Origin of the sequence: Hymenobacter sp. UYCo722 (assembly GCF_040547115.1) — a bacterium.
In the GTDB taxonomy this organism is placed as follows: Bacteria; Bacteroidota; Bacteroidia; order Cytophagales; family Hymenobacteraceae; genus Hymenobacter.
In genome coordinates this window covers 112,576-138,169 of sequence record NZ_JBEPPC010000002.1, presented here as the reverse complement: position 1 = coordinate 138,169, position 25,594 = coordinate 112,576, and the positions used below count along the sequence as shown (strand labels likewise).

The window sequence follows — 25,594 nt, the reverse complement described above, 5'->3', positions numbered from 1 at the left end:
AACCCGGCACAAGCGGCCGTGCGCTGGTGCCTTGCACCGGCGGCGGCCGCCCCGCTTGTTTTTTTCCGCCACTTCTATTTCGCGCCGTATGTTTTCCGACGACGACTCTTCTAAAACGCCCCGCAACGACAGCCTGATTGGCAACCTGACCGGCTATCTCGACACCCGCATCGACCTAGTTCGCCTCGAACTTCAGCAGAAAGCTTCCTCCGTGCTGGTGAGCGCCGTACACGGCGCGGCCCTGGCCATGCTGGGCCTGCTGTTCATCATTTTCGTAAGCATTTTCGCCGGTCTGGCCCTCAATTCGGCCCTCGACAGCTCGTATTGGGGCTTCGGCATCGTGGCCGGCGTGTACCTTGTGCTGCTGGTGCTCGTGCTGGTCGGGGTCGATAAAGCCGCGTTCCAGGGCATCGCCAACAAAGCGCTCAAGGACACTATCTATAAATCCGACAAACGTCAAGCCTAAGCCCACCTGCTATGAGTGAGTTGCAAAATCCCCTCTTCGACGAAGAAAAAGAATTTCTGGAGCGTAAAAAGCTCGAGTACGAGCGCGCCCTGCGTGGCGATGTCGACCACATTAAGGAGCAAACGGCCACGGTAGGCAAGGTGGCGCTGGTTGGCGCGGGCCTGGCCGGCACCGTCTGGCTCATCAGTAAGGCTTTTGGTGGTAAGAAGCGCCGCCCCGATGGCAAGCATCAGCCCGATGGCAAGCCCAAAGGCAAAGAAAAAGCCCAGCCCAAAGACAAGCGCAAATCAGCGGCCGCCTCGGCCATGGTTTTTATGGACCATTTTGAGGATGGCGACCACGAGTTCGGCGGCGGTGTAGCCCGGCCGAATACTCCCTCGTCGTCGGCTCCTATCGCCGCCCAACCAGTTGGTGCCCTGGCTAATTCGCCCTCGCGCCCAGCCGATAAGGACTCAGCTCCCAAGTCCGCTGCTCCGGCTCCGGCAGCTAAGGCGGCCGATAAGCCTGCTCCACCTAAGCCTACCCAAGCCAGGCAGGCTGGCAGCGACGACGACCCGTTTCAGGATTTGCCCTACGACGACAGCCGCCGCCTGCCCGCTTCGTCGTCTTTCGACAAAAAAGCGAAAGATACTAAGGACGCCAAAGGGGTACCCACGCCGGCCATGGCCGCAACCACCCACAATTCCATGGCTCGCGTAGTCGGCTCGGTGTTGCAGCAGTTCTTGCAGTCGGATACCGGCAAGGTGCTGGCGGCCCAGGCGGGGGCGCTGGCGCTGGCCGCCGTGACAAAAAAGGCGGGTGAGTTTTTCCCGGCCGACAAAAATGCCGACCTTGCAGCCTCCTCCGACGTGACCAAGGCCCCGGCGGCCGCGTCGCCCGTTGCTTCGTCTGCTCCTTCTGCTTCCCCGGATGCGTCCAAACCACCCCAGTCTGTATGATGCGCTGCTAACCCGTCGGGCGCACGGCCGCAAGGCGCTGGCCGTACTGCTCGACCCTGATAACCTGGATGAAGCCAGCCTGTTGCACCTGCTCGCGCTGAGCCAGGCGCATCCGGTCGACTACTTTTTCGTGGGGGGCAGCCTGGTGCTAAGCGAGCATCAGGCTGCCCTCATTACGTTAATTAAGGCCCACTCCGAGGTGCCGGTGCTGCTCTTCCCCAGCCACAGCATGCACCTCGACGGCCCGGCCGATGGCCTGCTGCTGCTCTCGCTCATCTCGGGCCGCAATCCCGATTTTCTTATCGGCCAGCACGTCGTAGCCGCGCCGCGCCTGCGTGCCAGCGGTCTGCAACTGCTGCCCACCGGCTACATGCTCGTCGATTCGGGCCGGCAAACCACGGCCTCGTACATGAGCGGCACTACGCCGCTGCCCCACAACAAGCCCGGCATCGCGGCCTGCACTGCTCTGGCCGGCGAGCAGCTGGGGTTGAAGTTGATGTACCTTGATGGCGGTAGCGGGGCACAAAATCCGGTTTCCGCCGCCATGATTGCCGCCGTCCGCGCCGCCGTTGAAACCCCCATCATCGTGGGTGGCGGGCTGAACTCGGGCGAGAAAGTGTATGCCGCCCTGGCTGCCGGGGCCGATGTGGTGGTGGTGGGCAATCACATCGAAGCCGAGCCCGAGTTTCTGGGCGAAGTGGCTGGCGTGGTGGCTTCGTTTAACCGGGAAGCGGTAATACGGAGCTAGCCGGATAACGCCAGGAATTGAAAACAGCATCAAAGCAAAAATCCCCGAAAGTGCCTAGGCGCTTTCGGGGATTTTCAATTACAAGAGCCGATTATTGGACTCGAACCAACGACCTGCTCATTACGAATGAGCTGCTCTACCAACTGAGCTAAATCGGCTTTTTCCCAACCAACAGTTTTAGAAGGGGGTGCAAAGATAAGCACCACGCCGGAAGCCACGCAACCGCATCCACAGAAAAAATTTATCCCTCAGCCGGTCATGGCTGGTGGGCTGAACGATTAGTGAGCGGGCGCGCCCTGGCAGCTATTGTAGCGCCGTACCAGCTGCGGCAGGTCGCGCGCGTGGTAGCGTTTGGCTTGCAGGTCGAGTGCCAGCGCGGGGCAGTCGGCAAAGTAGGTCATGGCATCAGTGGGGAAATTCCACCAGGTAGTTTCGGTGAAACCGGGCTGCCCGTGGCGGCGCAGCAGCAGCGAAATGCCGGTGCCGGCGCGGGCGCTGGTCGCGCTCAAGGGCGGAAAAACCAGCAGGCTGGCGGGAACCGGCGTGAAACGGGAAACGGCCACCGGCGGGTGCGCAGTATTGACCGGGATTGTGAGGTTGGGCGTTCGGCTCACCTCCGTGGCGATGCGGGACGGCTGGGCGAAGTAGTCGCGAGAGTACCGGTATTGGTACAGCTCGGCCGGGCCGGCCAGGAGCTGGCGCAGAAAAAGCCGCTCGGTCTTCCCACCATCCCGCCCCAGGTTCATGCTCACGGCTATGTAGCGCACAGTGTCCTGCTCCGTGGTGTAGCCGTAGGCCTTGAGCTGGTAGGCATCGAGCCGCTGGCGCTGGTTGCCCCGGGCCGTGATGAAATCGACCTGCTTTTGCTGGGCGGCTTCCTCGTGGATGACGATGGCCCCGCGCAGGCTGTCCTGCCCAGCGGTAACGATGTAACCGGGGGTGATTTTTTGGCTGAAACCAGCCCGGCCAGCCAGCAGCAAAATCAATAAACCTGAACTACGGGCGAGTAGCATAGGAACGAAATAAGGGGTGAGCGGTTTGGAGAAAGGAACGGGCTGCCAAGCTAAGGAAGAAATTGTTCCGGGGCGGTTGCCGCGCCAGCCACCGGGCGCGGGGCCGCCGTAAAGCAATTATCCGACTTCAGCGTCAGCCGGCCCGGGCCGTACTTTGCGGCCGTGTTCACGTTTTCCGACATATGAAATTCTGGCTCATCTTCATTCTGATTTTCTTCGCCGTGCGCTACGTGTTGCCTATTGTGCTGCGCATGGCACTGGGCACCTTCGTGCGCAAGCAAATGCGCAATGGGGGCTTCGTGGTGCCACCTCAGTCCCCGCCGGCTGGCGGCGGCACGGCCTCGCGCCCCGGCGAGGTCCACGTCGATTACGTGCCGCCCACGTCGCCCGAGCGCGACCAGCCCAGCGGCTTCAAGGGCGGTGAATACGTTGATTTTGAAGAAGTGAAGTAGGCCCGCAAGTTTTCGCCGAGCAGCATGAGGTTTCGCAGGGTTGACGTTGATTCAACCTCGCGAAACCTCTTTTCACCTCGCGCAACCTTGCGCGAACTGGTTCTACTGTACCTTCGGGGCCATTTTCATTTTCCCCCGAATTGCCCTGATGGCCGCTGTTGTTCCTGTTGCTTCTGTTTCGCCCGTGCCGTTGTGGCAGCGGGCCGTGCCGCACGTGCTGGCGGTGCTGTTTTTCGTGCTGCTGGCCTGCCTGTACTTTTCGCCCATCGTGTTTGAGGGTAAAACGCTGGCCCAGCACGATATTACCCAGTTTCAGGGCGGCGCGCACGAGGCCCAGCAATACGCGGCCGTGATGGGCAAAGAAGCCCTCTGGACGAACTCCATGTTCTCGGGCATGCCCACCTACCTCATCAGCCTGCACTTCCCGGGCGACTGGTCGGGCTACTTGCAAAAGGCCCTCACGCTGGGCCTGCCGGCCGTGGTGGCTAACCTGTTTCTGGCGCTGCTGTGCGGCTATATTTTGCTGGTGGCGCTGGGCCTGCGGCCCCTGGTTGCAGTAGCGGGCGCGGTGGCGCTGGGCTTTTCGAGCTACAACCTCGCCATTCTGGCCGCCGGCCACAACACCAAGAGCATCGCCCTGGCCTACGCGCCGCTGGTACTGGGCGGCCTGCTCGTGACGTACCGCCGCGACAAGTGGCTGGGCGCGGTGCTTTTCGCCGTGGGCCTCACCCTTAATATCCACGTCAACCACCTGCAAATCACCTACTACCTGCTGCTGCTGGCTGCGATTTTTGTGGTGATTGAGCTGGTGGCGGCCGCCCGCGCCGGCCGGTTGCCCGAGTTTGCCAAACGCACCGTGCTGCTGGGCCTGGGCGCGGCCCTGGCCGTGGGCGTGAGCTTCGGCCGCCTCTACACCACCGCTGAATACAGCAAATACAGCAACCGCGGCCCGAGCGAGCTGAAGTCGACCGCCCCCACCGCGCCCGGCCAAGCTGCGGGCCCCAAAACCGAGGACGAAAGCACCGGCGTCGACCGCGACTACGCCTTTCAGTACAGCTACGGGGTGGGCGAAACCATTACCCTGCTTATTCCGAATTTCTACGGCGGGGCCAGCTCCATGCCGCTAAGCAGCAGCTCGAATCTGGCCAAGGCCGGTTTGCCGCAGGAATATCTTGCTTCGATGCCCACTTACTGGGGACAGCAGAGCTACACGGCCGGCCCGGTGTACATGGGTGCGGTGGTGTGCTTTCTGTTTATTCTGGGGCTGTTTGTGGTGGAAAAGCGCACGCGCTACTGGCTGTTGGCGGGCACGGTGCTGAGCATTCTGCTGGCCTGGGGCAAGAACTTTGAAACCTTCAACTACCTGATTTTCGACCTGCTGCCGGGCTACAACAAGTTCCGCGCCGTGAGCATGGCGCTGGTGATTGCGCAGTTGGCCATGCCCATCCTGGGCGCTCTGGCCCTGAGCCGCGTGCTGCGGCCCCAGCCCGCGCCGGCCCCGGTGCTGCCCGGCACCAAAGCTCCGCTGTCGGCCGATGCTACGGCGCTGTTAACTAAAGTACTGTATGCTGGGGCCATTACGGCCGGGCTGTGCGGGCTAGCTTACCTGGCCAGCTTCAGCTTCGATTTCGCCGCGCCGATTGATGGGGAGCTCACCAAGCAGGGCTTCACCCCCGAGCTGCTGAGTGCCCTGCGTGCCGACCGCGCCGACCTGCTCCGCAACGACGTGTGGCGCGGGCTGCTCTTCATCGGGGCGGCGCTGGGCGTGCTGTATTTCCACCTGAAAGGCCAGCTGAAAGTAATGCCCGCCGCGGCCATCATGGTGCTGCTGGTGCTGGTCGATTTGTGGGGCGTGGACAAGCGCTACCTGGGCGAAAACAAGTTCCAGACCCAGACCATCGCCGAGGAATTTCAGCCCACCCAGGCCGACCAGATTATCCTTCAGGACAAGGGGCTGAGCTACCGCGTGCTCAACATCCAGAATCCTTTCAATGAAGCCCAGACTTCGTATTTTCACAAGAGCATCGGCGGCTACCACGGAGCCAAGCTGCGCCGCTACCAGGACCTGATTGAGCGCCAGATTTCAAACAACAACCAGCAGGTGCTCAACATGCTGAACATGCGCTACCTCATTACCGGCGATGCCAAGCAGCCAGTGCAGCGCAACCCCGGCGCGCTGGGCAACGCCTGGTTTGTGAGCACCCTGAAAACGGTGGCCAGCCCCGATGCCGAGATGGCTGCCCTCAGCACCCTGAGCCCCGCTACCGAGGCCGTGGTGGATGCTGGTAAATTCCCGCAGCAGAAGGCCGCCACCTACGATATCGCCGGTTCCAGCATCAGCCTCGCCGCCTACAGCCCCGACGAGCTGAAGTACCGGGCCACCGCCGCCCGCGATGGCCTGGTGGTGTTTTCCGAAATCTACTACGCCGATGGCTGGCAGGCTTACCTCGACGGCAAGCCCGTGCCGCATTTCCGGGTCGACTACGTGCTGCGGGCGCTGCCCGTGCCGGCCGGCTCGCACAGCATTATGTTTAAATTCGAGCCCAAATCCTACGCCGTGGGCAATGGCGTGTCGCTGGCTGCCAGCGTGGTGCTACTGCTCGTGCTGATAGGAGCCGTGGTTTACGTGGTGCGCCGCAAGGACCGTAGCGGCGACGAGCTGCTGGACGTGCCGGTGTTGGCGTAACGCCTTCGCTGTAAGGAATAAGGAAAAGGGGATGGGGGAAACGGTCGTTTCCTCGGTCCCCTTTTCCTTTTTTGTCGTTGGCCTTATGACTGTTTCGCCCCTTCTGCAGTTGCTCGATGAGCCCATTGCCGCCGCTCGTGGTGTGCGGCTACTGCTGTGGCGCGACGACCTGGCCCACCCCGACCTGCCCGGCAACAAGGCCCGCAAGCTGAAGTATAACCTCGCCGCCGCCCGGCAGCAGGGCCACCGTACGCTGCTCACCTTTGGCGGGGCGTATTCCAACCACATTGCTGCCGTGGCGGCGGCCGGCCGCTTGTTCGGTTTCCAGACCATTGGCCTGATTCGGGGCGACGAACTCCCGGCCGGTACCGCGCTTAATCCCACACTGGCCCGGGCCGTGGCCGACGGAATGGCGCTGCACTACCTCGACCGCAGCACCTACCGCCGTCGGGCCGAACCGGAATTCCTGGTTGAAATGCTCGCTAAATTCGGCCCGGCCTACGTGCTGCCCGAGGGCGGTACCAACGCGCTGGCCCTGCCCGGCTGCGCCGAGCTGGTGGCCGAAATCCGGCAACAGGTGGCTTTCGATGCGCTGGCGGTGGCCGTGGGCACGGGCGGCACCCTGGCGGGGCTACTGCTGGGGCTGGCCGGGCCGGAACAAGCCGTGGGCGTGGCGGCCCTGAAAAACGGGAGCTTCCTGCGCGGCGAAGTTGATGCGTTGACGCAGTCGGCAGCCGGAAGAACGTACGCCAGCTACTCCCTGCAAACCGATTACCACTTCGGCGGCTACGCTAAGTATTCGAACGATTTATTGACCTTTATCCGGCAATTCCGGCAGCGGCACGGCGTACTGCTCGACCCGATTTACACCGGCAAGCTTCTGTATGGAGTGCTCGATTTAATTGTGCAGGGCTACTTTGCACGGGGTAGCACGGTGGTAGCCATCCATACCGGCGGGCAGCAGGCTTGGGCGGGCTGGGAGGCCCGCTTTGGTGGCATGCCCGCCTGATGGCAGCCCGCGCAAATGCTACTGAGTATCGGTGGCGGCATAATGGGCCGCGCCGGCGGCCAGCGACTTGCGCGTCCAGTAGGCATTCACCTGTTGCAGGCTGCGGCGGTGGGGCAGGGCCTCCAAGGCACCACCGAAGATAACCAGGTTGCCATACTGGCTGGTGGTGAGCACCCGCGCCAGCTGCCGGTGGTAGCGTGCGGCCACGGTGCTCGCGGCTGCTTCAGCCGCGGGGCGGCTGGTGGGAGCCGTCTGAATAGCATACAGCTGCCGCAGCTGCAGTCGGGTGGGCTGAGCCAGCTGGCGCTGTTGCGTGGGGGTGAGACTGAGCAGGTCGGTGAGGTAGGCCGTGTAGGCCACCACCGCTTGCTCTACGGCATCGGTCGAGTCGGCTGGCGCAATGCTGCGATGCTGCACCACCACCGGTACTGGCGTCAGCACGGGGCCAGGGCCGGCCGGGAGGTGCAATAAATGGGCGGTAACCAGGGTAAGGAGGTGATGCATAGTATACAAAGCTAATCAGAAAGGATATATTGATAGCAGAATGCTGGTAAACCTGAGCAAAGGTGCCCCGGCTCGCCTTTCTGACCGCAGAAACCAACGCAATTACTCGGCCAAACGGTCTGATAGCCGACGGCGGTATGGTGGTCGCCCCTGGCTGGTCGGCAGCCGCTGGCCGGGCGCGTTCACCCGGTTGGCTAGCTCCAGGATAGCCAGTACGAACACCGCCGGCAGCACCGGGGCCAGAAACCGCACGTCCCAGTCATCGACCGTGAGCATGATGATGGCCGTTTGCAGCAGGAACACGCCGGCCAGAAACACCCGCGCCGGCCGCCAGATGCCGCGCCGCCGCGCCCCGCACGCCGCCAGCCAGTAAGCCGGCCATAGCACCAACACGCCAAGCACGCGGTGCGCCAACGAGTAGTGCGGCTTGAGGTAGCTAACGAATACAAACAGCTTGCCCAGCATCAGTCGGCCCAGGTAGAGGGGATTGTGCACCCCGAAATACAGCACCCGGGCGGCCGGGCCGGTGCCGGGGGGTGGCATATCCAGCGGCGCGGTCTGGTGCACGGCCCACAGCTGATAGCGGAAAATCAGCTCGCCGCGCTGGTAGGTATCCATCAAATAAAACGTGGCCAGCTGGTGGTTGAGGGCCGCCCAGAGCAGCGGGGCCAGCAGCACCAGCCCAAGCAGCGCCGCCCGCCACGGCCGGCGGTCAGAGCGACGGCGCAGGGCATCGAGGCCAGCCAGAGCGGCGGCCAGGCCTACCACAAAGCCGTTGGGCCGGGCCAGGGCCGCCAGGGCCAGCACCAGCAGCAGCAGGGCCCAAGCGCGCGGCCGGCCGGTTTTCACGCTGGTGAAAGTGCCAAACGACAAGGCCACCAAGCTGATGAACAGCGACTCGGTGAGCAGAAAAACGTTGAACTGCTGGATGTCGGGCCAGGCGATGAAGGCCAGCGCGGCCAGCGCCGCCGCGCCGCGCCCGCCCCGTGCCAGCCGGCGCGTGCCCCGGTAAATGGCCCGCGTGGCCAGGGCCGACACGGCCATTTGGCCCGCTACGATGCCCGGCCAGCCCAAACCCAGCCGCAGCCACCCGCTTTGAAACAGCGGGTAGAGCACGTAGCGCAGGTTGTGGCCGGGCTCGAAATAGCCGCGCTCGGCAATGCCGTGGGCGTATTCGAGGTAGCGGGCGCTGTCGTTTGCGAAGTGTGGCCCGCCAAACTTGCGCCAGAACAGCAGCTGCATCAGTACCCACAGCCCCGCCAGCAGCGCCCGGTGGTGGGGCCAGAGCCGCAGGGCCAGCGAGCGAATGGGGGAGGGGATGCGCATGAGCCCGCAAAGCTAGGACGGCCGCCTTCGTTAGCGGCACGACATTCTTTTGCTTCTGCCTTTCTCCTTTGCCGCGACTACCACGTATTCCCACTATATGAATTTAGTACGCCTCGTCCGTCGCCTGTTGCCGCTGTTGTTTCTGGTTGCCCTGGGGTGGTTTTTGTGGCGCAAAGTCGGTCCCGCGCTCAGCGAGCTCAACCCGCTCAATACCGAACCCAAAGTCACCGTCACGCACAACACCGTGCTCACCCAGATTGAGGGACTTGGCAAGCTGGAGCTGGTGCGCTACAAGTTCAAGGACATTGTGGAGTACCGCCGGGCCAGCCGCTACCCGCTGCTGCCCGATGCCAAAGTAGCGCTCGTGGTGGGCGGCGAGGCCGTGGGCTGCCTCGACCTGCGCAAAATTCGCCCGCAGGATGTGGTGTTCGACGGCGACTCCATTGTGCGCATCACCCTGCCCGCGCCCGAGCTGTGCTCGTTTCAGGTGCGGCACGACCAAAGCCGCGTCTTCAGCACCGAAAACGGCTTTTTTCAGGATGCCGACCTAGTGGACCAGGGCTACAAATATGCCGAAGTGCAGGTGCGCAACGCCGCCCTGCAAGCCGGAATACTGGCCCAGACGCAGCGCAATGCCGAGCAGATTCTGGTGCCCATGCTGCGCACCCTCACCGGCCGCCGCGTGATTGTAGGCCAGCCGCTGGTGCTGCCGCAAGTAGGCCCGAAGCAGTAGTAAAAAGAGTAAAAAGCACGTCATGCTGAGCTTGCCGAAGCATCTCTACCGCAATAGTAAAATGAATGGCTTGCGCGGTAGAGATGCTTCGGCAAGCTCAGCATGACGTTCCTTTTTCGTTCATGCGTCGTCGTCTTCCGGCGCTTTGCCCAAATCATCGAGCGCCATTTTAATTAAGTCATGCTCGTAGCCTTTGCCCGTTAGGTACTGCGAAATCTTCATGCGGCGCACGCGCGGGTTCTTCTCCTTTTCCTGGCGGTCCTTCTTCTCCATCAACGCCACCAGGTTCTGGTAGTACTCTTCGCCGTCGATTTCTTTCAGGCCGGCTTTGATGCAGTATTCACTGATGCCTTTTTGCTTGAGCTCCTGCACAATGCGGCGGCGGCCCCACTTCTTTTGGCGGTAGTGGCCGCGTACGAAGGACTGGGCGAAGCGCTGCTCGTCGAGCAGTTTCTCGCGGCTGAGGCGAATGATGATTTCGCCGGCTTCGTCCTCGTCGAGGCCGTAGGATTTCAGCTTCTGCTCCACCTCTTTCTGATGGCGCTCCTGGTAGGCGCAGAAGGCGGCAATTTTTTGCAGAGCTTCGCCGGGCGTGTACTGCTTGGGCGCTTTGTCGGGGTTTTTGAACATCGGAAAAAAGGAACGGTAGCAGCCGAAAATTACGCCCGCCCGGGTTGTCGACGCAGCCTTGGGAGCGGGGCTGGGTCATTGAAAGAATTAGGGCTTGGGGCGGGGGTCGCCTTCTCCTAACCATTCCCGCCGGTACTTCGTTGCCGGCAGCGCCGCGGGGCCGTTTCTGGCTCGCCCGGCCGCTGCTGTTTTTCATGCACGCTTTCTTCACGCCCGGTATTCGCAACATGCTGCTCAGCACCCTGCTGTTTGCGGGCATGAACGCCTGCGTGAAGCAGCTGCATCACCTGCCCGCGCTGGAAGTGGTGTTTTTTCGCTCGTTATTTTCGGCGGTGGCCAGCTACGGGCTGCTGCGGCGGGCGGGCGTGGCCCCATTCGGACACAACTACCGGCTGCTCATCAGCCGGGGCTGCACCGGGGCGCTGTCGCTGATGTGCTACTTCGTGTCGTTGCAGCACCTGCCGCTGGCCACGGCGGTTACGGTGCAGTACCTGGCCCCGGTGTTCACGGCGGTGCTGGGCATCTGGCTGGTGAGCGAAAGTGTGCGGCCTTGGCAGTGGCTGTTTTTCGGGCTGAGCCTGGGCGGGGTGCTGCTGGTGCAGCAGGGCAGCCCACCGGCCGAAGTGACTGCCGGCGCGGCGGGGGCCGGCCTGTTCTACCTGGGCATTGGGGTGGTGAGCGCGCTGGTATCGGGTTTCAGCTACAACGCCATCCGGCAACTGCGCGGGCGCGAGCATCCGCTGGTCATCGTGTTCTACTTCCCCCTCATTTCGCTGCCCCTGGCCGCCGTGGCCTGCCTGTTCAGCTGGCAAACGCCGCACGGAGCCGACTGGGCCTGGTTGCTGGCCTGCGGGCTCTTTACCCAGGCGGCGCAGGTAGCCATGACCCGCGCCTACCAGCTCGAACGCCTCAGCCGGGTGGCCCCGCTCAGCTACCTGGGCTTGTTTTATGCGCTGGGCATGGGCTACTGGCTGTTCGGCGAAGTGTATGGCCTGCTGGCCTACGTCGGTATGGTGCTGGTGCTGCTGAGCGTGGGCCTGAACGCCTGGTACACGGCCCGGGTTGATGCCCGCGATGCCGCCCCGGCCCAGCCCGCCGAGGAGGCCGTGGCCTGAACCGCGCCGCCGAGGCAACGTTTTGGTCGCCGCCGGCATCAACACCCCGGCCGCCGTACCTTGGACTGGCCTTTCCTGCCCTTTACTTTGCCCATGTTGTTGAACGCGCGCCGCTGGTTGTTTTTGTTGTTGTTGTTGAGTGGGCTGAGCCGCCCGGGGTACGCCGGCACCGTACGGGGCATCGTGAGCGGCACCGACCAGAAGCCGCTGGCTTTCGCCAACGTGGCTGTGCGCGGGGCCACCACCAGTACCGGGGCCAACGAGCAGGGCCGCTACCAGCTGCGCCTGCCGGCTGGCCAGTACGAGCTGGTGTTCCAGTACGTGGGCTACAAGCCGCGCATCGAGGCTGTGCGCGTGCCGGGCGGCGATTCGGTGCTGACCCTGAACGTGAGCCTGCAAGCGGAGAACTATAACCTGGGCGAGGTGCTGGTGCGCTCCTCCGACCGCGACCCGGCCTACGCCATCATTCAGCAGGCGCAGCAGTGGCGGGCCTACCACCGGCGCGAGGTGGCCGCCTACCGGGCCCGCATCTACCTCAAAAGCGTGCTGCGCGTGATTGACACGCCGGCCAAAATAATGGGCCTGTTCAAAATCGGCCCCGACATCAAGAAGGGCATTCTGTACCTGTCCGAAAGCCTGTCCGATATCAGCTTCACGCAGCCCAACCAGGTGAAGGAGCGCATGATTTCGAGCCGGGTGAGCGGCGACTCGCGCGGGCTGAGCTTCAACCGGGCCAGCGCTGGCCGCAACCTCACTTTCTACGAAAACCTGGTGAAGCCGGGCTTTGCCGAGCGCGGCTTCGTGTCGCCCATCGCGGCCAATGCTATGCTCTTTTACAAGTACGAGCTGGTGGGCAGCTCGACGCAGAACGGCGTGGTGGTGCACAAAATTCGGGTGGTGCCGCGCCGCCGCACCGACCCCGTTTTTTTCGGCTACATCTACATCGTCGACGGCTCGTGGCGCATTCATTCCGTCGATTTGAACCTCGGCAAGGAAGCTCAGATTGACTACACCGACGACGTGCACATCACCCAGCAGTACGCGCCCATGCCGGGCAACCCCAACGTGTGGCTCATGCAGTCGCAGCAGGCGCGGGCCAACCTGTCGGGCCTGGGTTTCAAGGGGGCTTTTGATATCACGGCGGTGCTTTCGAACTACAGCGGTGTGGTGGCTACCTACCCCACGCCGCCCGAGCCCCAGGCCGCGCCGCCCGTAATAGCCGAAGGCAAAGACGCCCCCGTGGGCCAGGAAACCGCCGCCCAAATCCGCAAGCGGAAGCCCGATTTGCGCGGCCTGAATGCCCAGGTGCGCCGGCAGGTGAAGCAGGCCCAGCGCGACTCCATCAAAAACGACCCGTTTGCCCGCATGCCGCGCGGCGAAGTGCAGCTGGTGGAGAAGGGCGTGAACGAGCGCGATTCCAGCTACTGGGACCAGGTGCGCCCTGTGCCCCTCACCGCCGAAGAGAAGACGGACTACCACGTGAAGGACAGCACCGAGGTTATCCGCCGCTCGCGCCCCTACCAGGATTCGATGGACCGCAAGCGCAACGAGTTTCAGCCGGCCAGCCTGCTCCTCGGCGGCTACACGCACCTGAATAGCTTTAAGAAGCAGTCGTTTTCGGTGCAGCCGCTGACGCAGATTTTCCAGTACAACACCGTGGAGGGGGCCGTCCTCAACGCCCAGGCCAGTTTCAGCCAGCGGACGGACGACCGGCGGTTCGTTACGCTCACCCCCACTTTGCGCTACGGATTCAGCAGCCGGCAGCTCAACCCCAGCCTGGAGCTGGCCTGGCAGCTCGACCCGGCCAAGCGCCGGCAAGTGGGCCTCATCGCGGGCCGCACCGTCGAGAATTTCGATAAGAACTCGCAGCTCACGCCCCTCATCAACACGGTGTACACGCTGCTGGCCAATTACAACTACGCCAAGCTCTACCGCCGCGACGGCCTGGAGCTCAGCTACCTCTCGGAGGCCCTGAACGGCCTGACGCTACGCGCCACCGCCGGCTACTTCGACCGCCGCGAATTGTTCAACACCACCGACCGGCTCATCCGCGACTCGCCCGAGCGGCTCTTCACCCCCAACCTGCCCCTGAGCGACGAACTGGCCAACACCAGCTTCGGCCGCAGCCAGATTCTGACGGTGAGCCTGTCGGCCGATTTCAAGCCCGGCCAGCACTACATCAACCGGCCCGATGGCAAGTTCAACCTCGGCTCGAAGTGGCCCACGTTCAACGTGCAGGGCCGGTTGGCCGTGCCCGGCGTGCTGGGGAGCGATGTGCGCTACCTGCTGCTGCAAGGCGGCGTGCGCCACAACGTGTCGCTGGGGCTGCTGGGGGCCAGTGCCTTCCGGGTGAGCGTGGGCGGCTTCGTGGGCCGGCAGGCGGGGATGACGTTCATCGACTACCGCCACTTCGCCGGCAACCAGACCATTTTGGCCGGCAACTTCAGCAACTTTCAACTGCTCGATTACTACCGCTTCAGCACCAACAACACCTACCTCGAAGCCCACTACGACCATCACTTCAACGGCTTCATTTTCAATAAAGTCCCACTCTTTCGCAAGCTGAAATGGCAGGAAGTGGCCTCGCTCAACTATTTGCACACGGCTCAGGCCGGCCACTACGTAGAGTTGGGCGCGGGCATCGAGCACATTTTCAAATTGGTGCGGGTGGATTTCTATACCGCCCTGCAAAGCGGGCAGCGCCTGGGCACGGGCCTGCGGGTGGGCCTTGGGTTTTAGCAGCTACTGCAGCGGCTGGCCCGGGGTTGCTGCCGTGCGAACCCGGCAAAGGCGCGATTTTTTACTGGGCGGGCGGCTGGTTTTTATTGATGTAAGCCAGCCGGCCATCGGTAAACAGGTTGTGGAAATACACCACTGCAATGGCAAAAAGCACCGAAAACAAGCTCAGCAGGGCATTGTAGTACACCGGGGCCAGCAGCGAAAACCGGATGAAAACCGTGACCAGCACGAAGGCCGAATAGCGGAAAATATCGGGGTAGTGCAGCGTATAGCGAAACGCGACGAGCATCAGCAGCAGGTCGGCAAAAATCAGAATCAGGTAGAACTGGTCGACTGACTGCACCCAGACGCCGCTGCGCAGCAGGTGCAGCAGGTCGTGGCCCGAAAGCACGAGCAGGGTGGCCAGCACCAGCAGCGCTACAAACTGCTTCAGGGCTACAAACTGCTGCCGGTCGCCCTCCTTGGTAACGGCACGGTGGCGCTGTACGCCGTAGTAAAAGGAGAGCAAGAGGAACACCAACAGCGCGCCCACGCCGTCCGACACCATTTTGTACACCGATTCGAGCTGGCTTTGCAGCGGCAGTTGAAACTGGTAGTGCGAGAATTCTTTGAACGACGAGCGTAGCAGCACCAGGCTCAGAATCTCAATCTGCTTGCCGATGGAGTTAGCAATGGACTGCGGAATGACGAACACCAAGCCTACCATTTCGAAAAACAGCAGCAGGGTAAACGATATTTCCACCGCTTGCAGGAAATGCAGCCGGCCCAGCAGGCCGCCCACCGGCAGCCAGCCGAGGTAATTGACCAGCGCCACCACCATGCACAGCACGAAAACGCCAACCAGCACCCCACTCAGGAAGTAGTTGGTGCGGCGGCTTTCCCAGAATTCCTGCAACGGGTGGTAGGCTTGCTGCACAAGGTCCAGGAGCTTCATCGGGGGGATAGTTTGCCGCCCATAAAGCACCGGGCTGGCGTGAATATTCAGCGGTTGGCCACCCTGAAAGTTGCTGCTGAAGTGGGCGGGTCCTGCCCAGCGGCTAGGGGCTGCGCCGCCACTGGGCGGCATCCATGCCCAGCGTAACGAGCAGGGCGTGCGGCAGCGTCACGATAGAAGCGGCCAGCAGTGCCAGGCTCACCAATACGGTGCCGCTGGCTGCCCGCGCCCAAGCCAGGCCGAATACCACCGCCAGCGCGGCCACGCTAATAAGCAGCAGTGGCGCAGAGCGCCGCAGAAAGAAGCTCAACTCGGCCCACAGACTGCGCCGGTCAACGACCGAAGCACGGTCTATCAACTGGTTCATGCGCAGCACGTGCTGCAGGCTGTGCCAGAACACGAAATACGCGCCTGCGGCCAGTACCGGCGGCAGCACCAGCAGCAGGGCCAGTAGCAGTAGCACCTCCAACGCGTCGGTGCGCGCCAAGTCATGCTGCCCCTGCCGCGCATAGGCGAGCCAGAGTGCCCCGTGGCCCAGCGCAATGGCCAGTGCCAGTCCTGCGGCAGCTGGGCCTAAAAAGGCCAGCCCCACCGGGGCAGTACCCGTCAGGGCGAGTAGTCCGTTCACAATGGCCTGGGTTTCGGTGGGCCAGTGCCACAGCGGCACGGCAAACAGCAGGCTGCCGCGCAACAGGCTGTGGGCCAGCCATTGGTTGCGCGTCACGCTTTGCTGCGGCGCATCGCCTGAACCCCAGTGCCAGGCCGTGAGCCCAAAAAACAGCACCAGCGTCAGCCCTGGTTGTTGCCACCATAGCAGGCCCACCACCGCAGCCAGCCCCAAGTAGCCACCCAGAAAGGCAGCCCAATATCGCCCCCGCCCCTGGGCCAGTGCCGGGTGCGTGGCTGGTACCACAAACTGGTCGCAGGCACCATGCGCCACGCCCAGCAGCACCATGCCGACCAGCAGCGCGGGCCCCAATAGCCAGTTGGCATAGTTGGGGGCTATCAGGCCTATGGTTACGGCACCCAGCACCGCCACGTAGGAGTAGCGCCGGGGCGCAGCAGCGGAGCGCGCCGAGACGGTGTTTAAAGAAATCAGCGGGAGCATGGTTGTAGCGGGAGCATTCCCAGACGCATAGCCGGTGAAAAAACAGTAGTCAGGCCCAAAAAGCTCATTCCCGCCCCCCGCGCAGCGCTAGCGGAGAACGGGAATGAGGTGACTAATGGAGTAGCGCCGGCCCGAAGCAGTGGGCCACAGGCCGGCCCTACGGAGAGTTAGGCCGGTACGGTGGTCCGCGACGGAGCCGTGGGCATGGTTTCGTGCACGGCAGCGGCGCTCTTGCCCGATACGGCAATGCCGTACACTACCAGGCCAAAGCCGATTTTATTGATAGCATCGGCAATGTTGTAGAACAAGTCGACGCTCGAAGGCTGCATACCGAAAATGGTGTTCAGGAAGTTGCCCGGCATGCACATGTAGCCGATGGGATAGATGGCCCAGCCCACGAGCACGAACCACCCCAGCGAGCGGATGCCTTTGATAACGGCCACGTCGCCACTGGCCTGGGCTAGCTTCGCCACCTCGCCGAACCAAGCCGTGTAAACGATGTAGATGTAGCCCAGCGTCGAGAGCGAGCCCCAGATGATGGAATGCATGCCGTTGCCGTACGAGAACGCCTCGCCGATGTAGCCCGTCACGAGCATGAACACCGAGGCAAAAATGAGTTTCCACAGCAGCCCGATTTTAGCCCCGGCGGCTTTGGTGAGCAGGTAAAACTCGACGCACATCAGCGGCACGGTCAGCGTCCAGTCGATGTAGCGCAGGGCGGTAGGGGTTGAGTGGGTAGCCAGGTAGTAGTCGCGCATATAGTAATAGTGCACCGCCGCGATGCCCGTAATCAGGGCCGATACCAGCATCGAAAGCTTCCACTTGCCTTCCACTACGCCGCGCTCGGCAAAGAAGAAAATTGAGGCGGCCAGCATGGCCATGTAGCCGGTAAAAAAGGTGAAGGCAATGGGGTCGTCGACCTTAATGTCGAGCATGTTTACGAGTAGGGTTGGGGTTATCATGGGTACTACAGAATTAAAGGGTGAGAAGTGGTTGTTTGATACTTTGACACCCATAGTTAAACAAATGTTTTGATACTTTTTAATAACCAATCAAAAAAAATGTAATTATCACTAGATACCGCAAGCGCTACCTCAAAATATATCCAGCCCAAGCTTATTCTGTTTTCACCTAACTTCTTGACGAAGAATGACCTTGCCTTGTCCGGGAACTAGTCAGACCGTCGTGCTTTATCTTGGCCGCTTGTCGACGAATCTTGCCCGCCAAAGTAGGGCAGACTGTGCCCGCGCCAGAAATGGCCGCCCGCAGAACGCCATACGAAGCATGCCATGCCCGATGGTTCTGGAGTTAGGCTATCACCCGTGATACAAAAAAGGACGCTGGTCCAAAGCGGCCGTTACCGGTTCCGTACTCCCCGCAGCAGGTTTTGCAGCGAGGCCCGCGGATAGGCCTTGCCCCGCGAAATCACCGTGTCGATGCGCTTAACATTGGCGATGTTGTCGAGCGGGTTGGCGGTGAGCAGCAGCAGGTCGGCATCCTTGCCCGGGGCGATGGCGGCAGTATGGTCGGCCACGCCCATAAACTCGGCACCGTTGACGGTGGCCGTTTGCAGCGCCTGCAGCGGCGTGAGTCCTGCCTGCACCAGCAGAATCAACTCTTCCTGCAGCGAGGCCCCGGGATACACGAAAGAATTGAACGGGCCGCTGTCGGACCCCGCCAGCAGGCGCACGCCCGCGGCCTGCATGGGTGCAATCATGCCCAAAAACCGGGTTTCGAGCTGGCGGCTGAGCGCCTGGGCGGCCGGCGATTGCTGCCGGGCGCTAGCCAGGCGGCGCTGGTAGGTGGCCTGAATCTTCGGGTCGATGTAGGCCAGAAGCGAGTCGCGGGCGTGGTCGCTGGTGGGTAGGCCGGCCAGCGTCTGGCCAATGTAGAGGGTGGGCACGGCGGCAGTGTGCCGCTTGGCCATGAGGGCGAAAATGCGGTCTGCCGCCGCCGGGCTGTAAGTGGCATTCACGGCGGGCAGCGTGGCAAACAGGCCCAATGGCCGGGTGGTGCCCTGGCTGGCGCGCACCAGCGCCGTGAGGCTGTCTTCCTTGCTCGAGCAGGCCTTGAGCACGTAGTACAGGTGCTCAGTGGCATCGAGCCCGCGCCCGATGGCTTCGGCCAGCGTCACGGAGTAGGGCATGTGGCCGGTGGTTTTCAGGCCGCGCCGCTGGGCCAGCCGGATGGTTTCGAGGTAGGCACGGCCTGAAATCTTGCTGTCGTAAATCTTCACGTAGTCCACCTTCAGCTTTTGCAGCGAGTCGAGGGCGTGGCGAATCTGGGCCGTGGTTTCCACCTCCAGCGAGCCGGGCCAGGTAGCGCCGGGACCGTCGATTTTTGGGCCCGAAGTGAAAATGCGCGGGCCCGCCAAGCGGCCGGCCTCCATTTCGCGCCGCCACTCGAAAATGCGGGGGGTGAGGTCGCCGCCCGCGTCGCGCACCGTTGTGATGCCGTGGGCCAGGTACAGCGTCAGGCTTTTTTTGTTGGCTTCGGCCAGGCTGTCACCGCCCCGAAAATGCACGTGCATGTCCCACAGGCCCGGTATCAGGTAGCGGCCGTTGCCGTTCACGTACTGCTTGGCGGCGTAGCTGTCCTTGTCGGCCTCCTGCACCTCCACGATTTTACCTTTCGCGATGGCCACCACTTGGTTGGGTGTGAGGCGGCCCGTGCGCACGTCCACCAGCGTCACGTGGTTGATAACGACGTCGAAAATCTCCAGCTTGGTGGGCCGGGGCTTGCGGGTGCAGGTGGTAAGGAGCACGGCCAGGCTCAGGCCAAAAAGAAGGCGTAATAATTTCATGCAGTGGCAGCAAAAGCGGGCAAGTCCACCAATAACGGGACTGGTAAGCAATTCAACTTTTCGGATGGTAGTCGTTCTGAGCTTGCAAAGGGCTTCATTCGGGCTGTAATGCTCCCGAATAAGGTTATTCGGCCTTGATTAGGTCCTTTGTAAATCCAAAATGAAAGATTTTTTGAGCTTCCGAATGGCTTCAAAGTTAACCCGGCAACGGCTGGGCGGGCAGCGCCGCATTTTTGCCGGACCTTTATAGTATCATGCCGTTCCCTGCGTTTCTCACCCTGCCGGCCCTGCTGGGCGGCCACCTGCTACAAGCCCCTGCCGATGCCACGGCCCAGGCCCGCCACCTGCTGCTCGACAGCCGCCGCGTAGGCCTGCCAACTGGCGCGGTGTTCTTTGCCCTGCGCGGCCCCAGCCACGACGGCCACCGCTATCTGCCTGAGCTCTATGCTCAGGGCGTGCGCCAGTTTGTGGTAGAAAATGCGGCCCTCTTGCCCGGCGGCCTCGCCGCCTATCCCGGGGCCGGGCTATTGGCCGTGGCCAGCCCGCTGGGAGCTTTGCAGGCCCTGGCCGCCGCCCACCGGGCCGACTTTTCCGGCCCGGTGCTGGCCATTACCGGCTCCAACGGCAAAACCATCGTGAAGGAATGGCTGGCCCAGCTGCTGAGCCCCGACGAGGATATTTGCCGCTCGCCGCGCTCCTACAACTCGCAGGTGGGCGTGCCCCTCAGCGTGTGGGAACTGAACCCGGCGCGCCATACGCTGGGTATTTTTGAGGCCGGTATTTCGGAAGTGGGGGAGATGGCCCGGCTGGCAGCCATTATTCAACCCACCGAAGGCCTGTTCACCAACCTCGGCACCGCCCATGATGCCGGTTTTACCTCGCCGGAGCAGAAGCTGCGCGAGAAGCTCCACCTTTTCATTGGCCCGCATTTCCAGCGCCTGTTTTATTGCGCCGACCAGCCCTTGGTGCGCGCCGCCGTAGCCCAACTGGCGCTGCCCGGTTTTAGCTGGACGCGCCAGCCCGCCCAGCCCGCCGACCTGCGCTTCACGGCCGAGCCTGCCGCCACTGGTACCACCCACGTGCGCGCCACGTACCCGGCCACCGGCCTCACGGCCGAGTTCACGCTGCCCTTCGCCGACGAGCCTTCGCTCGAAAACGCCCTGCACTGCCTGGCCGTGCTGCTGCACCGGCAGGTCGAGCCCGCCGAAATTCAGCGCCGGCTGCTGCGCCTGCATCCGGTGGCCATGCGCCTCGAAATGAAGCCTGGCCGCCACGGCTCCTACCTGCTCGACGACACGTATAATAACGACTTGGCCGGCCTGGCCCTCGCCCTCAACGCCCTGGCCCGCCAGAGCCGCCCCGGCCGCCGTACCCTCATCCTCAGCGACGTGCTCGAATCGGGCCTCAGCCGGGCCGAGCTCTACGCCCGCGTAACGGCCATGCTCCCCGCCGCCGGCGTCACGCGGCTGGTGGGCATTGGCGAGGAGATTGGGCAGGAATTGAATATTAAAAATGAAGAATTAAAAATTGATTCTGAATCAGATAAAGCAAAGGCTAAACATTTGTCGGATTCATTTTTAATTTTTAATCCTCCATTTTTAATTCAAACCTACCCCAGCACCGAAGCCTTTCTGGCCCAGCTCAGTCCGACTGATTTCGCCCAGGAAACCATTCTGATTAAGGGCGCGCGGCGTTTTGGGTTCGAGCGAATTGTGGCGGCGCTCCAGGCCCAGCAGCACGGCACGGTGCTCGAAGTCAACCTCGACGCCCTCAGCCACAACCTCCGCTACTACCGCCGGCAGCTGCGGCCCGGCACCAAGCTCATGGTGATGGTGAAGGCGTTTGCCTACGGGGCGGGCTCCTACGAAGTGGCCAGCCTGCTCGAATTTCAGCGCGCCGACTACCTGGCCGTGGCCTATGCCGACGAAGGAATTGCCCTGCGCGAAGCCGGTATCAGCCTGCCTATTATGGTGATGAATGCCGCGCCCGACTCGTTCGACCTGCTGCGCCGCTATCGCCTGGAGCCCGAAATATATTCCTTCGAGCTGCTCGATGAATACCTGGCTATTTGTGTGGCCGCCGCGTCGGCCGAAGGCCCGCTTCCCCGCGCTGCGCTTTCCGCCCCTAAAATTCACCTCAAGCTCGACACCGGCATGCGCCGCCTCGGTTTCGACGAAGCCGATTTGCCGGCGCTGCTGGCCCGCCTGCGTACCCATGCCGCTCACCTGCCCGTGGCCAGCCTGATGACCCACCTGGCCGCCGCCGACGAGCCCGCTCACGACGCGTTCACCCGCGACCAGCTGGCGGCCTTCCGCCGCATGGCCGCCGCTATTGAGGCGGCTCTGGGCCACCTCGTGCTCAAACACACGCTTAACTCGGCCGGCATCCTGCGCTTTCCCGAGGCCCAGTTCGACATGGTGCGCCTTGGCATCGGCCTCTACGGCGTCGATGCCAGCAACACGGCCGACCCCGCCGCCCTGCGCCCCGTAAGCCAGCTGCGCACCACCATCTCGCAGATAAAAACGTTGCCCGCTGGCCATACCGTGGGCTACGGCCGGCGCGGTGCCGCCACCGATGGCGAGCGGCGCATCGCCACGCTGGCCATTGGCTATGCCGACGGTTACGACCGGCGCTTTGGCAACGGCGCGGGCACCGTGCTCATCCATGGGCAGCCGGCCCCACTGGTGGGCTCGGTGTGCATGGATATGTGCATGGTCGACGTGACCGAAATTCCGCGGGCCCGGGCCGGCGACGTGGCCCTGCTGTTTGGCGAGGGCCTGCCGCTGCCCGCGCTGGCTGCCCGCATCGGTACCATCGCCTACGAGCTGCTCACGAATGTGAGCGAGCGGGTGAAGCGGGTGTTTGTGAGCGAATAGGGGTTGGGGCCAGAGCAGCCACCGGCTGCGGCCACCCGGAAAGGCCGTTGGCTTTACCCCGCACCCGAGCAAATTCAACCGGCAACGGCGGCGTTTGGTCGGCGGCAGGCTGGGTGTTTTTTTAGAATTTGTCGGCGCTCCTAATGTTGGCAAGGTATTTATTTTGCTACTTTACAGTTGGCTTAGCCCGTCCGGATTAGTCGGATACTCTAGCATGAGCCTTTGTATCTCTTTTCATATATGAAAATCAATAGTTTACCTATGTCTCGTTTGTTGATGGTCTGCGGGTTGCTGTTGCTGGTAGCCATGCCAGGCCGCGCGGTTATTGCGCAGGTTGTGCCAGCCGGTATCACCGCCGACCAGCCCGCACTCGACGGCCTCTGGAAAGGCCCCCTGAAAGTGCCCGGCGGTCAGCTCGAAGTCATCTTCCGCCTCATGAAGCTGACGGACGGCTATTTCTGCACCCTCGATGTGCCGCTCCAAAAAGTGAGCCGCATGAACGTAAAGGCCGATGTAAAAGGCGATTCCATTCGCCTCTTTGCCGAAGAAGCCGCCAGCCGCTTTATCGGCCGCATCATGCCCGGCGGCAAGGAAATGGTTGGTGTTTGGCAGGCCCCGGGCTACAAAACGCCCATGACGCTGACATTCAGCGCCCAGCCAGCCTTCAATGCCAAGAATGTGCGCCTCACTCCGCCCTACCGCGAGGAAGAAGCGACCTTTAGCAATCTGGTCGTCAACGCCCGTCTCAATGGCATGCTTACCATTCCGGCTGGTCAGGGGCCCTTCCCGGCCGTGGTGCTGCTCAGCGACAGCGGCCCGCACGACCGGGACGGTACCGTGGGCGACTTCGCCCCGCTGGGCCAGCTGGCCGATTACCTCACCCGCCGCGGCATCGCCGTGCTGCGATTCGACGACCGCGGCGTGGGCAAATCGGGCGGTACCCCCGCCGCTACCACCGCCGACCTCGTGAGCGATGCGCAATCCGGCCTCAACTACCTGCGTACCCGCCCCGAAATCGACCTCTCGCACCTGGGCCTAATTGGCCACGGCGAGGGCGGCAACGTGGCCCTGCTGGCCGCCGCGCAGCCCCTGCCGCCGGCTTTCGTGGTTACGCTGGCGGCCTATGGCCTGCCGGGCCGCGATATTGTAGTGCAGCAGCAGGCTACCACCCTGCGTACCCTCGGCACCGAGAATGCCCAGATTGAAGCCGCTACCAAGCGGCAGCAGGCCATGCTCGAAATTATCCGTCAGACCACGGACAACTCACAGGCCCAGGCCATTGTGGCCAATATGCTGAAGCAGAACAACGCCGCCATCGACAACGCCACGGCCCAGGCCAGCGCCACTGAGATGACTTCGCCGCACTACCGCTACTTCCTCGCTTTCAACCCCATCGAAAAATTGCCCACTGTGGCCTGCCCCGTGCTGCTGCTCAACGGTACTTCCGACCTTACCGTGAATGCCGATGCCAACCTGAACGCGTTGGAAAAAGGCCTGAAAGCCAGCAAAAAGACGGTAGTAGTGCACAAAATGCCCGGCGTAAACCACCTGTTTCAGCCCGAGCAGACCAAATGGCCCATCATCAATGGCCAGCAGCAGCCCAACTTTTCGCCCGAGTCAGAAGAGATTATCCGCGAGTGGATTATCGTTCAATCCAAAAAGTAAACTGCTGACGAGCAGTAATTTTTACTGCTTGTACTGCTGCGTCGCAAAAACGAGTTGTGCAGGAACAAAAAATGCCCGGTATAGCCGGGCATTTTTTGTTCCTGCATTAGCTAGCGGAAATCAGCGAAAACACGGTTAATCCACGCCAATCAGTAGCTTATTTAATCAGGTCAACCTCGGCCTTAACCATGGCGTTGTAGCGACGGCCTTCGCCATTGGTCAGCGTGAGCAGGTTCCAGCCGATGCCGAGGGTGTAGCTCCACGTCAGACTTTCCTTGAACTCAAAGGTGGGACGCAGCACGTGGTCTTCCCCCACTGCCTCGGGGCCTGGGCTTTCGGCGCTGCCAAGCCACTCCATCGCCACAAAAAAGCCTGCACGGGGAGCCGCAATGCGGTAGGGGGTCAAGTCAATATCAACCCATTTGCCGCCAGCGGGTGCCGCAACAATCAGTGGCTGCGACAGTAAATCAGTGCCAGGCATCCCCGATGCTTCGTTGGCTTGGTAAATGTGTACGCGGAAGGGCTTTTGCGGTGCTCCTTTCGCGTCGATGAAGAAGGAAACAGACCGGATATTGCCTAGGGTAGCATCCCGCCGGTTATTAATCCGCAAAGCGAACTGCGAACCCGGAGAGCCGTGTATTTCGCCTTCGTCTGGGCGATGGGCCCGTGAGCCCAACACGACGCTCGGAACGTGAGGAGCCGGTGCCTGGCCGGCACAACGATTGGCCAGGCCAACCGCCATGCACAAGAATAATAGGTGCGAGCGCATGATTAAAGAGTTGACAATAGAATACTCTTAATCAGCCTACGCCTTACTTGTACATGTCGACCTCGGCCTTAATCATGGCGTTGTAGCGGCGGCCGGCGCTGTTGGCCAGCGTGAGCAGGTTCCAGCCCTTGCCGATGGTATAGCTCCAGGTACGGCTCTCTTTGAACTCGAACGTGGGGCGCATAATCTGGCCGTAGGGCGTGTAGTTATCCATGAAGTTGGTGGTGTAGAACTTGTCGCCGCCCACAATCCACTCCATGGCCACAAAAAAGCCTTCCTCGGGCGCTTTGATGTTATAAGTGCTCAGGTCGATGGTGTACCACTCGCCGCCGCGCGAAGCCGATACCACGACGTTTTCCGTTAGCAGGTCGGTGTTGGGGGCGTTGTAGTTGCCATCAGCTTTGTAAATGCGCACGCGGAAGGGCTCACGCGGGAAACCGTTTTCGCCGATGTAGAACGACACCGTGCGCACGTTACCGAGCTTCTTCTGCTTCTCGTTTTTCACGAAGAAAGCGTATTGGCTGCCCGGCAGGCCCTGAATCATGCCCTCGCCCGGGTTGTTCGAGTTGGAGCCCAGTTCCAGGTTCTTAATGTTTTTGGCAGTCACTTTAACATCGGAAAGCTCGATGAAGCGCTTGTTAAGCTCTACAATCAGGTCTTCGGTGCTGCCGCGCTTGATGAAGATGGCGCTACGGTCGTAGCCCAGCGTCATCACGATAAGCGAGTCCTGGCTGGTTTTTTCCAGGCCGGCCAGCTGAAAGTAGCCGTACTCGTTGGTGAGGGCTCCGGTGCCTTCTTCCCGCAGGGAGATGGAAGCAAACGGCACCGGGTCTTTGGTTTTAGCATCCACGACGCGGCCGGTAATGCGGTTTTCCTGCGCCCAGCTCAGTGCCGGGAGTAGCAGTAGAACCCATAAAGCAAGAAAAGGTATGCGTTTCATCATCGCCAAGAATAGTTATAATGGGTGTAGTCTGGCAAATTTACAAATTCCGCACCACATATGGTAGTGATGGAGGCGCGGAATTGGTGAAAGGTAGGTTGGTAGAATAAACTTTTTTCGGCCCTTAAACGCTCTTAAAT

At 62.0% G+C, this 25,594-nt stretch carries 21 protein-coding genes and 1 tRNA gene; 11 read left to right on the top strand and 11 right to left on the bottom strand.

Translation table 11 applies throughout. The annotated features are described in order from the left end of the window. Positions 1-88 precede the first annotated feature (88 nt). The 3 genes from ABIB44_RS06410 to ABIB44_RS06400 are packed head-to-tail and all read left to right on the top strand — an operon-like array spanning position 89 to position 2,152. The gene (locus ABIB44_RS06410; RefSeq protein WP_354583807.1) at positions 89-466 is read left to right on the top strand and encodes a phage holin family protein; all 378 of its coding nucleotides are present in this window, start codon (positions 89-91) and stop codon (positions 464-466) included. Positions 467-486: 20 nt separating this feature from the next. Continuing rightward, positions 487-1,404 (top strand): hypothetical protein, encoded by a 918-nt coding sequence (locus ABIB44_RS06405; RefSeq protein WP_354583806.1) that lies wholly within the window; start codon positions 487-489, stop codon positions 1,402-1,404. Further along, positions 1,376-2,152, top strand: a complete 777-nt coding sequence (locus ABIB44_RS06400) for a geranylgeranylglyceryl/heptaprenylglyceryl phosphate synthase (protein WP_354583805.1) — start codon at positions 1,376-1,378, stop codon at positions 2,150-2,152. The genes ABIB44_RS06405 and ABIB44_RS06400 overlap by 29 nt, the downstream gene beginning before the upstream one ends. A gap of 85 nt (positions 2,153-2,237) precedes the next feature. Here the strand turns inward: ABIB44_RS06400 and ABIB44_RS06395 are convergent. Together ABIB44_RS06395 and ABIB44_RS06390 are read right to left on the bottom strand one after the other, a co-directional pair. Next, a tRNA-Thr gene (locus tag ABIB44_RS06395) sits at positions 2,238-2,310 on the bottom strand. Positions 2,311-2,430: 120 nt separating this feature from the next. Next, complete coding sequence (locus tag ABIB44_RS06390) at positions 2,431-3,165, bottom strand: hypothetical protein (protein WP_354583804.1); 735 nt, start codon at positions 3,163-3,165, stop codon at positions 2,431-2,433. 182 nt (positions 3,166-3,347) lie between these two features. Here ABIB44_RS06390 and ABIB44_RS06385 point away from each other — a divergent pair, with 182 nt between their 5' ends. From ABIB44_RS06385 to ABIB44_RS06375, 3 genes are all read left to right on the top strand, one after another. Then, on the top strand, positions 3,348-3,617 hold the full coding sequence (locus tag ABIB44_RS06385; RefSeq protein ID WP_354583803.1) for a DUF4834 family protein: 270 nt from the start codon (positions 3,348-3,350) through the stop codon (positions 3,615-3,617). Positions 3,618-3,765: 148 nt separating this feature from the next. Continuing rightward, positions 3,766-6,303 (top strand): YfhO family protein, encoded by a 2,538-nt coding sequence (locus ABIB44_RS06380; RefSeq protein ID WP_354583802.1) that lies wholly within the window; start codon positions 3,766-3,768, stop codon positions 6,301-6,303. Positions 6,304-6,388: 85 nt separating this feature from the next. Continuing rightward, complete coding sequence (locus tag ABIB44_RS06375) at positions 6,389-7,312, top strand: 1-aminocyclopropane-1-carboxylate deaminase/D-cysteine desulfhydrase (RefSeq protein WP_354583801.1); 924 nt, start codon at positions 6,389-6,391, stop codon at positions 7,310-7,312. Positions 7,313-7,330: 18 nt separating this feature from the next. Here the strand turns inward: ABIB44_RS06375 and ABIB44_RS06370 are convergent, their stop codons facing one another. Continuing rightward, complete coding sequence (locus ABIB44_RS06370; protein WP_354583800.1) at positions 7,331-7,816, bottom strand: hypothetical protein; 486 nt, start codon at positions 7,814-7,816, stop codon at positions 7,331-7,333. 102 nt (positions 7,817-7,918) lie between these two features. After that, positions 7,919-9,142 carry a glycosyltransferase family 39 protein gene (locus ABIB44_RS06365; RefSeq protein ID WP_354583799.1) on the bottom strand — a complete coding sequence of 408 codons (1,224 nt, stop codon included), beginning with the start codon at positions 9,140-9,142 and terminating at the stop codon, positions 7,919-7,921. Positions 9,143-9,239: 97 nt separating this feature from the next. Between ABIB44_RS06365 and ABIB44_RS06360 the strand changes: the two genes are divergently transcribed. Beyond that, positions 9,240-9,875 (top strand): DUF4230 domain-containing protein, encoded by a 636-nt coding sequence (locus ABIB44_RS06360; protein WP_354583798.1) that lies wholly within the window; start codon positions 9,240-9,242, stop codon positions 9,873-9,875. Between the two features lie 120 nt (positions 9,876-9,995). Here ABIB44_RS06360 and ABIB44_RS06355 read toward each other — a convergent pair whose 3' ends face one another. Beyond that, complete coding sequence (locus ABIB44_RS06355; RefSeq protein ID WP_354583797.1) at positions 9,996-10,505, bottom strand: regulatory protein RecX; 510 nt, start codon at positions 10,503-10,505, stop codon at positions 9,996-9,998. A gap of 194 nt (positions 10,506-10,699) precedes the next feature. On the opposite strand from ABIB44_RS06355, the gene ABIB44_RS06350 reads away from it, so the two are divergent. Both ABIB44_RS06350 and ABIB44_RS06345 read left to right on the top strand, forming a co-directional pair. Continuing rightward, positions 10,700-11,620, top strand: a complete 921-nt coding sequence (locus ABIB44_RS06350; RefSeq protein ID WP_354583796.1) for a DMT family transporter — start codon at positions 10,700-10,702, stop codon at positions 11,618-11,620. 93 nt (positions 11,621-11,713) lie between these two features. After that, on the top strand, positions 11,714-14,359 hold the full coding sequence (locus tag ABIB44_RS06345; protein WP_354583795.1) for a DUF5686 and carboxypeptidase regulatory-like domain-containing protein: 2,646 nt from the start codon (positions 11,714-11,716) through the stop codon (positions 14,357-14,359). Positions 14,360-14,420: 61 nt separating this feature from the next. Here the strand turns inward: ABIB44_RS06345 and ABIB44_RS06340 are convergent, their stop codons facing one another. The 4 genes from ABIB44_RS06340 to ABIB44_RS06325 all read right to left on the bottom strand — a co-directional run bounded on the left by ABIB44_RS06340 (position 14,421) and on the right by ABIB44_RS06325 (position 19,204). Next, a complete protein-coding gene (locus ABIB44_RS06340; protein WP_354583794.1) occupies positions 14,421-15,293 on the bottom strand; it encodes a hypothetical protein in 873 nt (290 codons plus the stop codon). Between the two features lie 103 nt (positions 15,294-15,396). Continuing rightward, entirely contained in the window at positions 15,397-16,401 is a 1,005-nt protein-coding gene (locus tag ABIB44_RS06335) for a Brp/Blh family beta-carotene 15,15'-dioxygenase (RefSeq protein ID WP_354583793.1), read from the bottom strand. Between the two features lie 167 nt (positions 16,402-16,568). Next, entirely contained in the window at positions 16,569-17,363 is a 795-nt protein-coding gene (locus ABIB44_RS06330) for a bacteriorhodopsin (RefSeq protein WP_354583792.1), read from the bottom strand. A 395-nt stretch (positions 17,364-17,758) separates the two neighbouring features. After that, the gene (locus ABIB44_RS06325; RefSeq protein WP_354583791.1) at positions 17,759-19,204 is read right to left on the bottom strand and encodes an amidohydrolase family protein; all 1,446 of its coding nucleotides are present in this window, start codon (positions 19,202-19,204) and stop codon (positions 17,759-17,761) included. A 254-nt stretch (positions 19,205-19,458) separates the two neighbouring features. On the opposite strand from ABIB44_RS06325, the gene ABIB44_RS06320 reads away from it, so the two are divergent. Beyond that, positions 19,459-22,080, top strand: a complete 2,622-nt coding sequence (locus tag ABIB44_RS06320; RefSeq protein ID WP_354583790.1) for a bifunctional UDP-N-acetylmuramoyl-tripeptide:D-alanyl-D-alanine ligase/alanine racemase — start codon at positions 19,459-19,461, stop codon at positions 22,078-22,080. A gap of 261 nt (positions 22,081-22,341) precedes the next feature. Continuing rightward, positions 22,342-23,745 carry an alpha/beta hydrolase family protein gene (locus tag ABIB44_RS06315; RefSeq protein WP_354583789.1) on the top strand — a complete coding sequence of 468 codons (1,404 nt, stop codon included), beginning with the start codon at positions 22,342-22,344 and terminating at the stop codon, positions 23,743-23,745. A 157-nt stretch (positions 23,746-23,902) separates the two neighbouring features. Here the strand turns inward: ABIB44_RS06315 and ABIB44_RS06310 are convergent, their stop codons facing one another. Together ABIB44_RS06310 and ABIB44_RS06305 are read right to left on the bottom strand one after the other, a co-directional pair. Further along, positions 23,903-24,487 carry a hypothetical protein gene (locus tag ABIB44_RS06310; RefSeq protein ID WP_354583788.1) on the bottom strand — a complete coding sequence of 195 codons (585 nt, stop codon included), beginning with the start codon at positions 24,485-24,487 and terminating at the stop codon, positions 23,903-23,905. A gap of 70 nt (positions 24,488-24,557) precedes the next feature. After that, entirely contained in the window at positions 24,558-25,454 is an 897-nt protein-coding gene (locus ABIB44_RS06305) for a carboxypeptidase-like regulatory domain-containing protein (protein WP_354583787.1), read from the bottom strand. Positions 25,455-25,594: the final 140 nt, after the last annotated feature.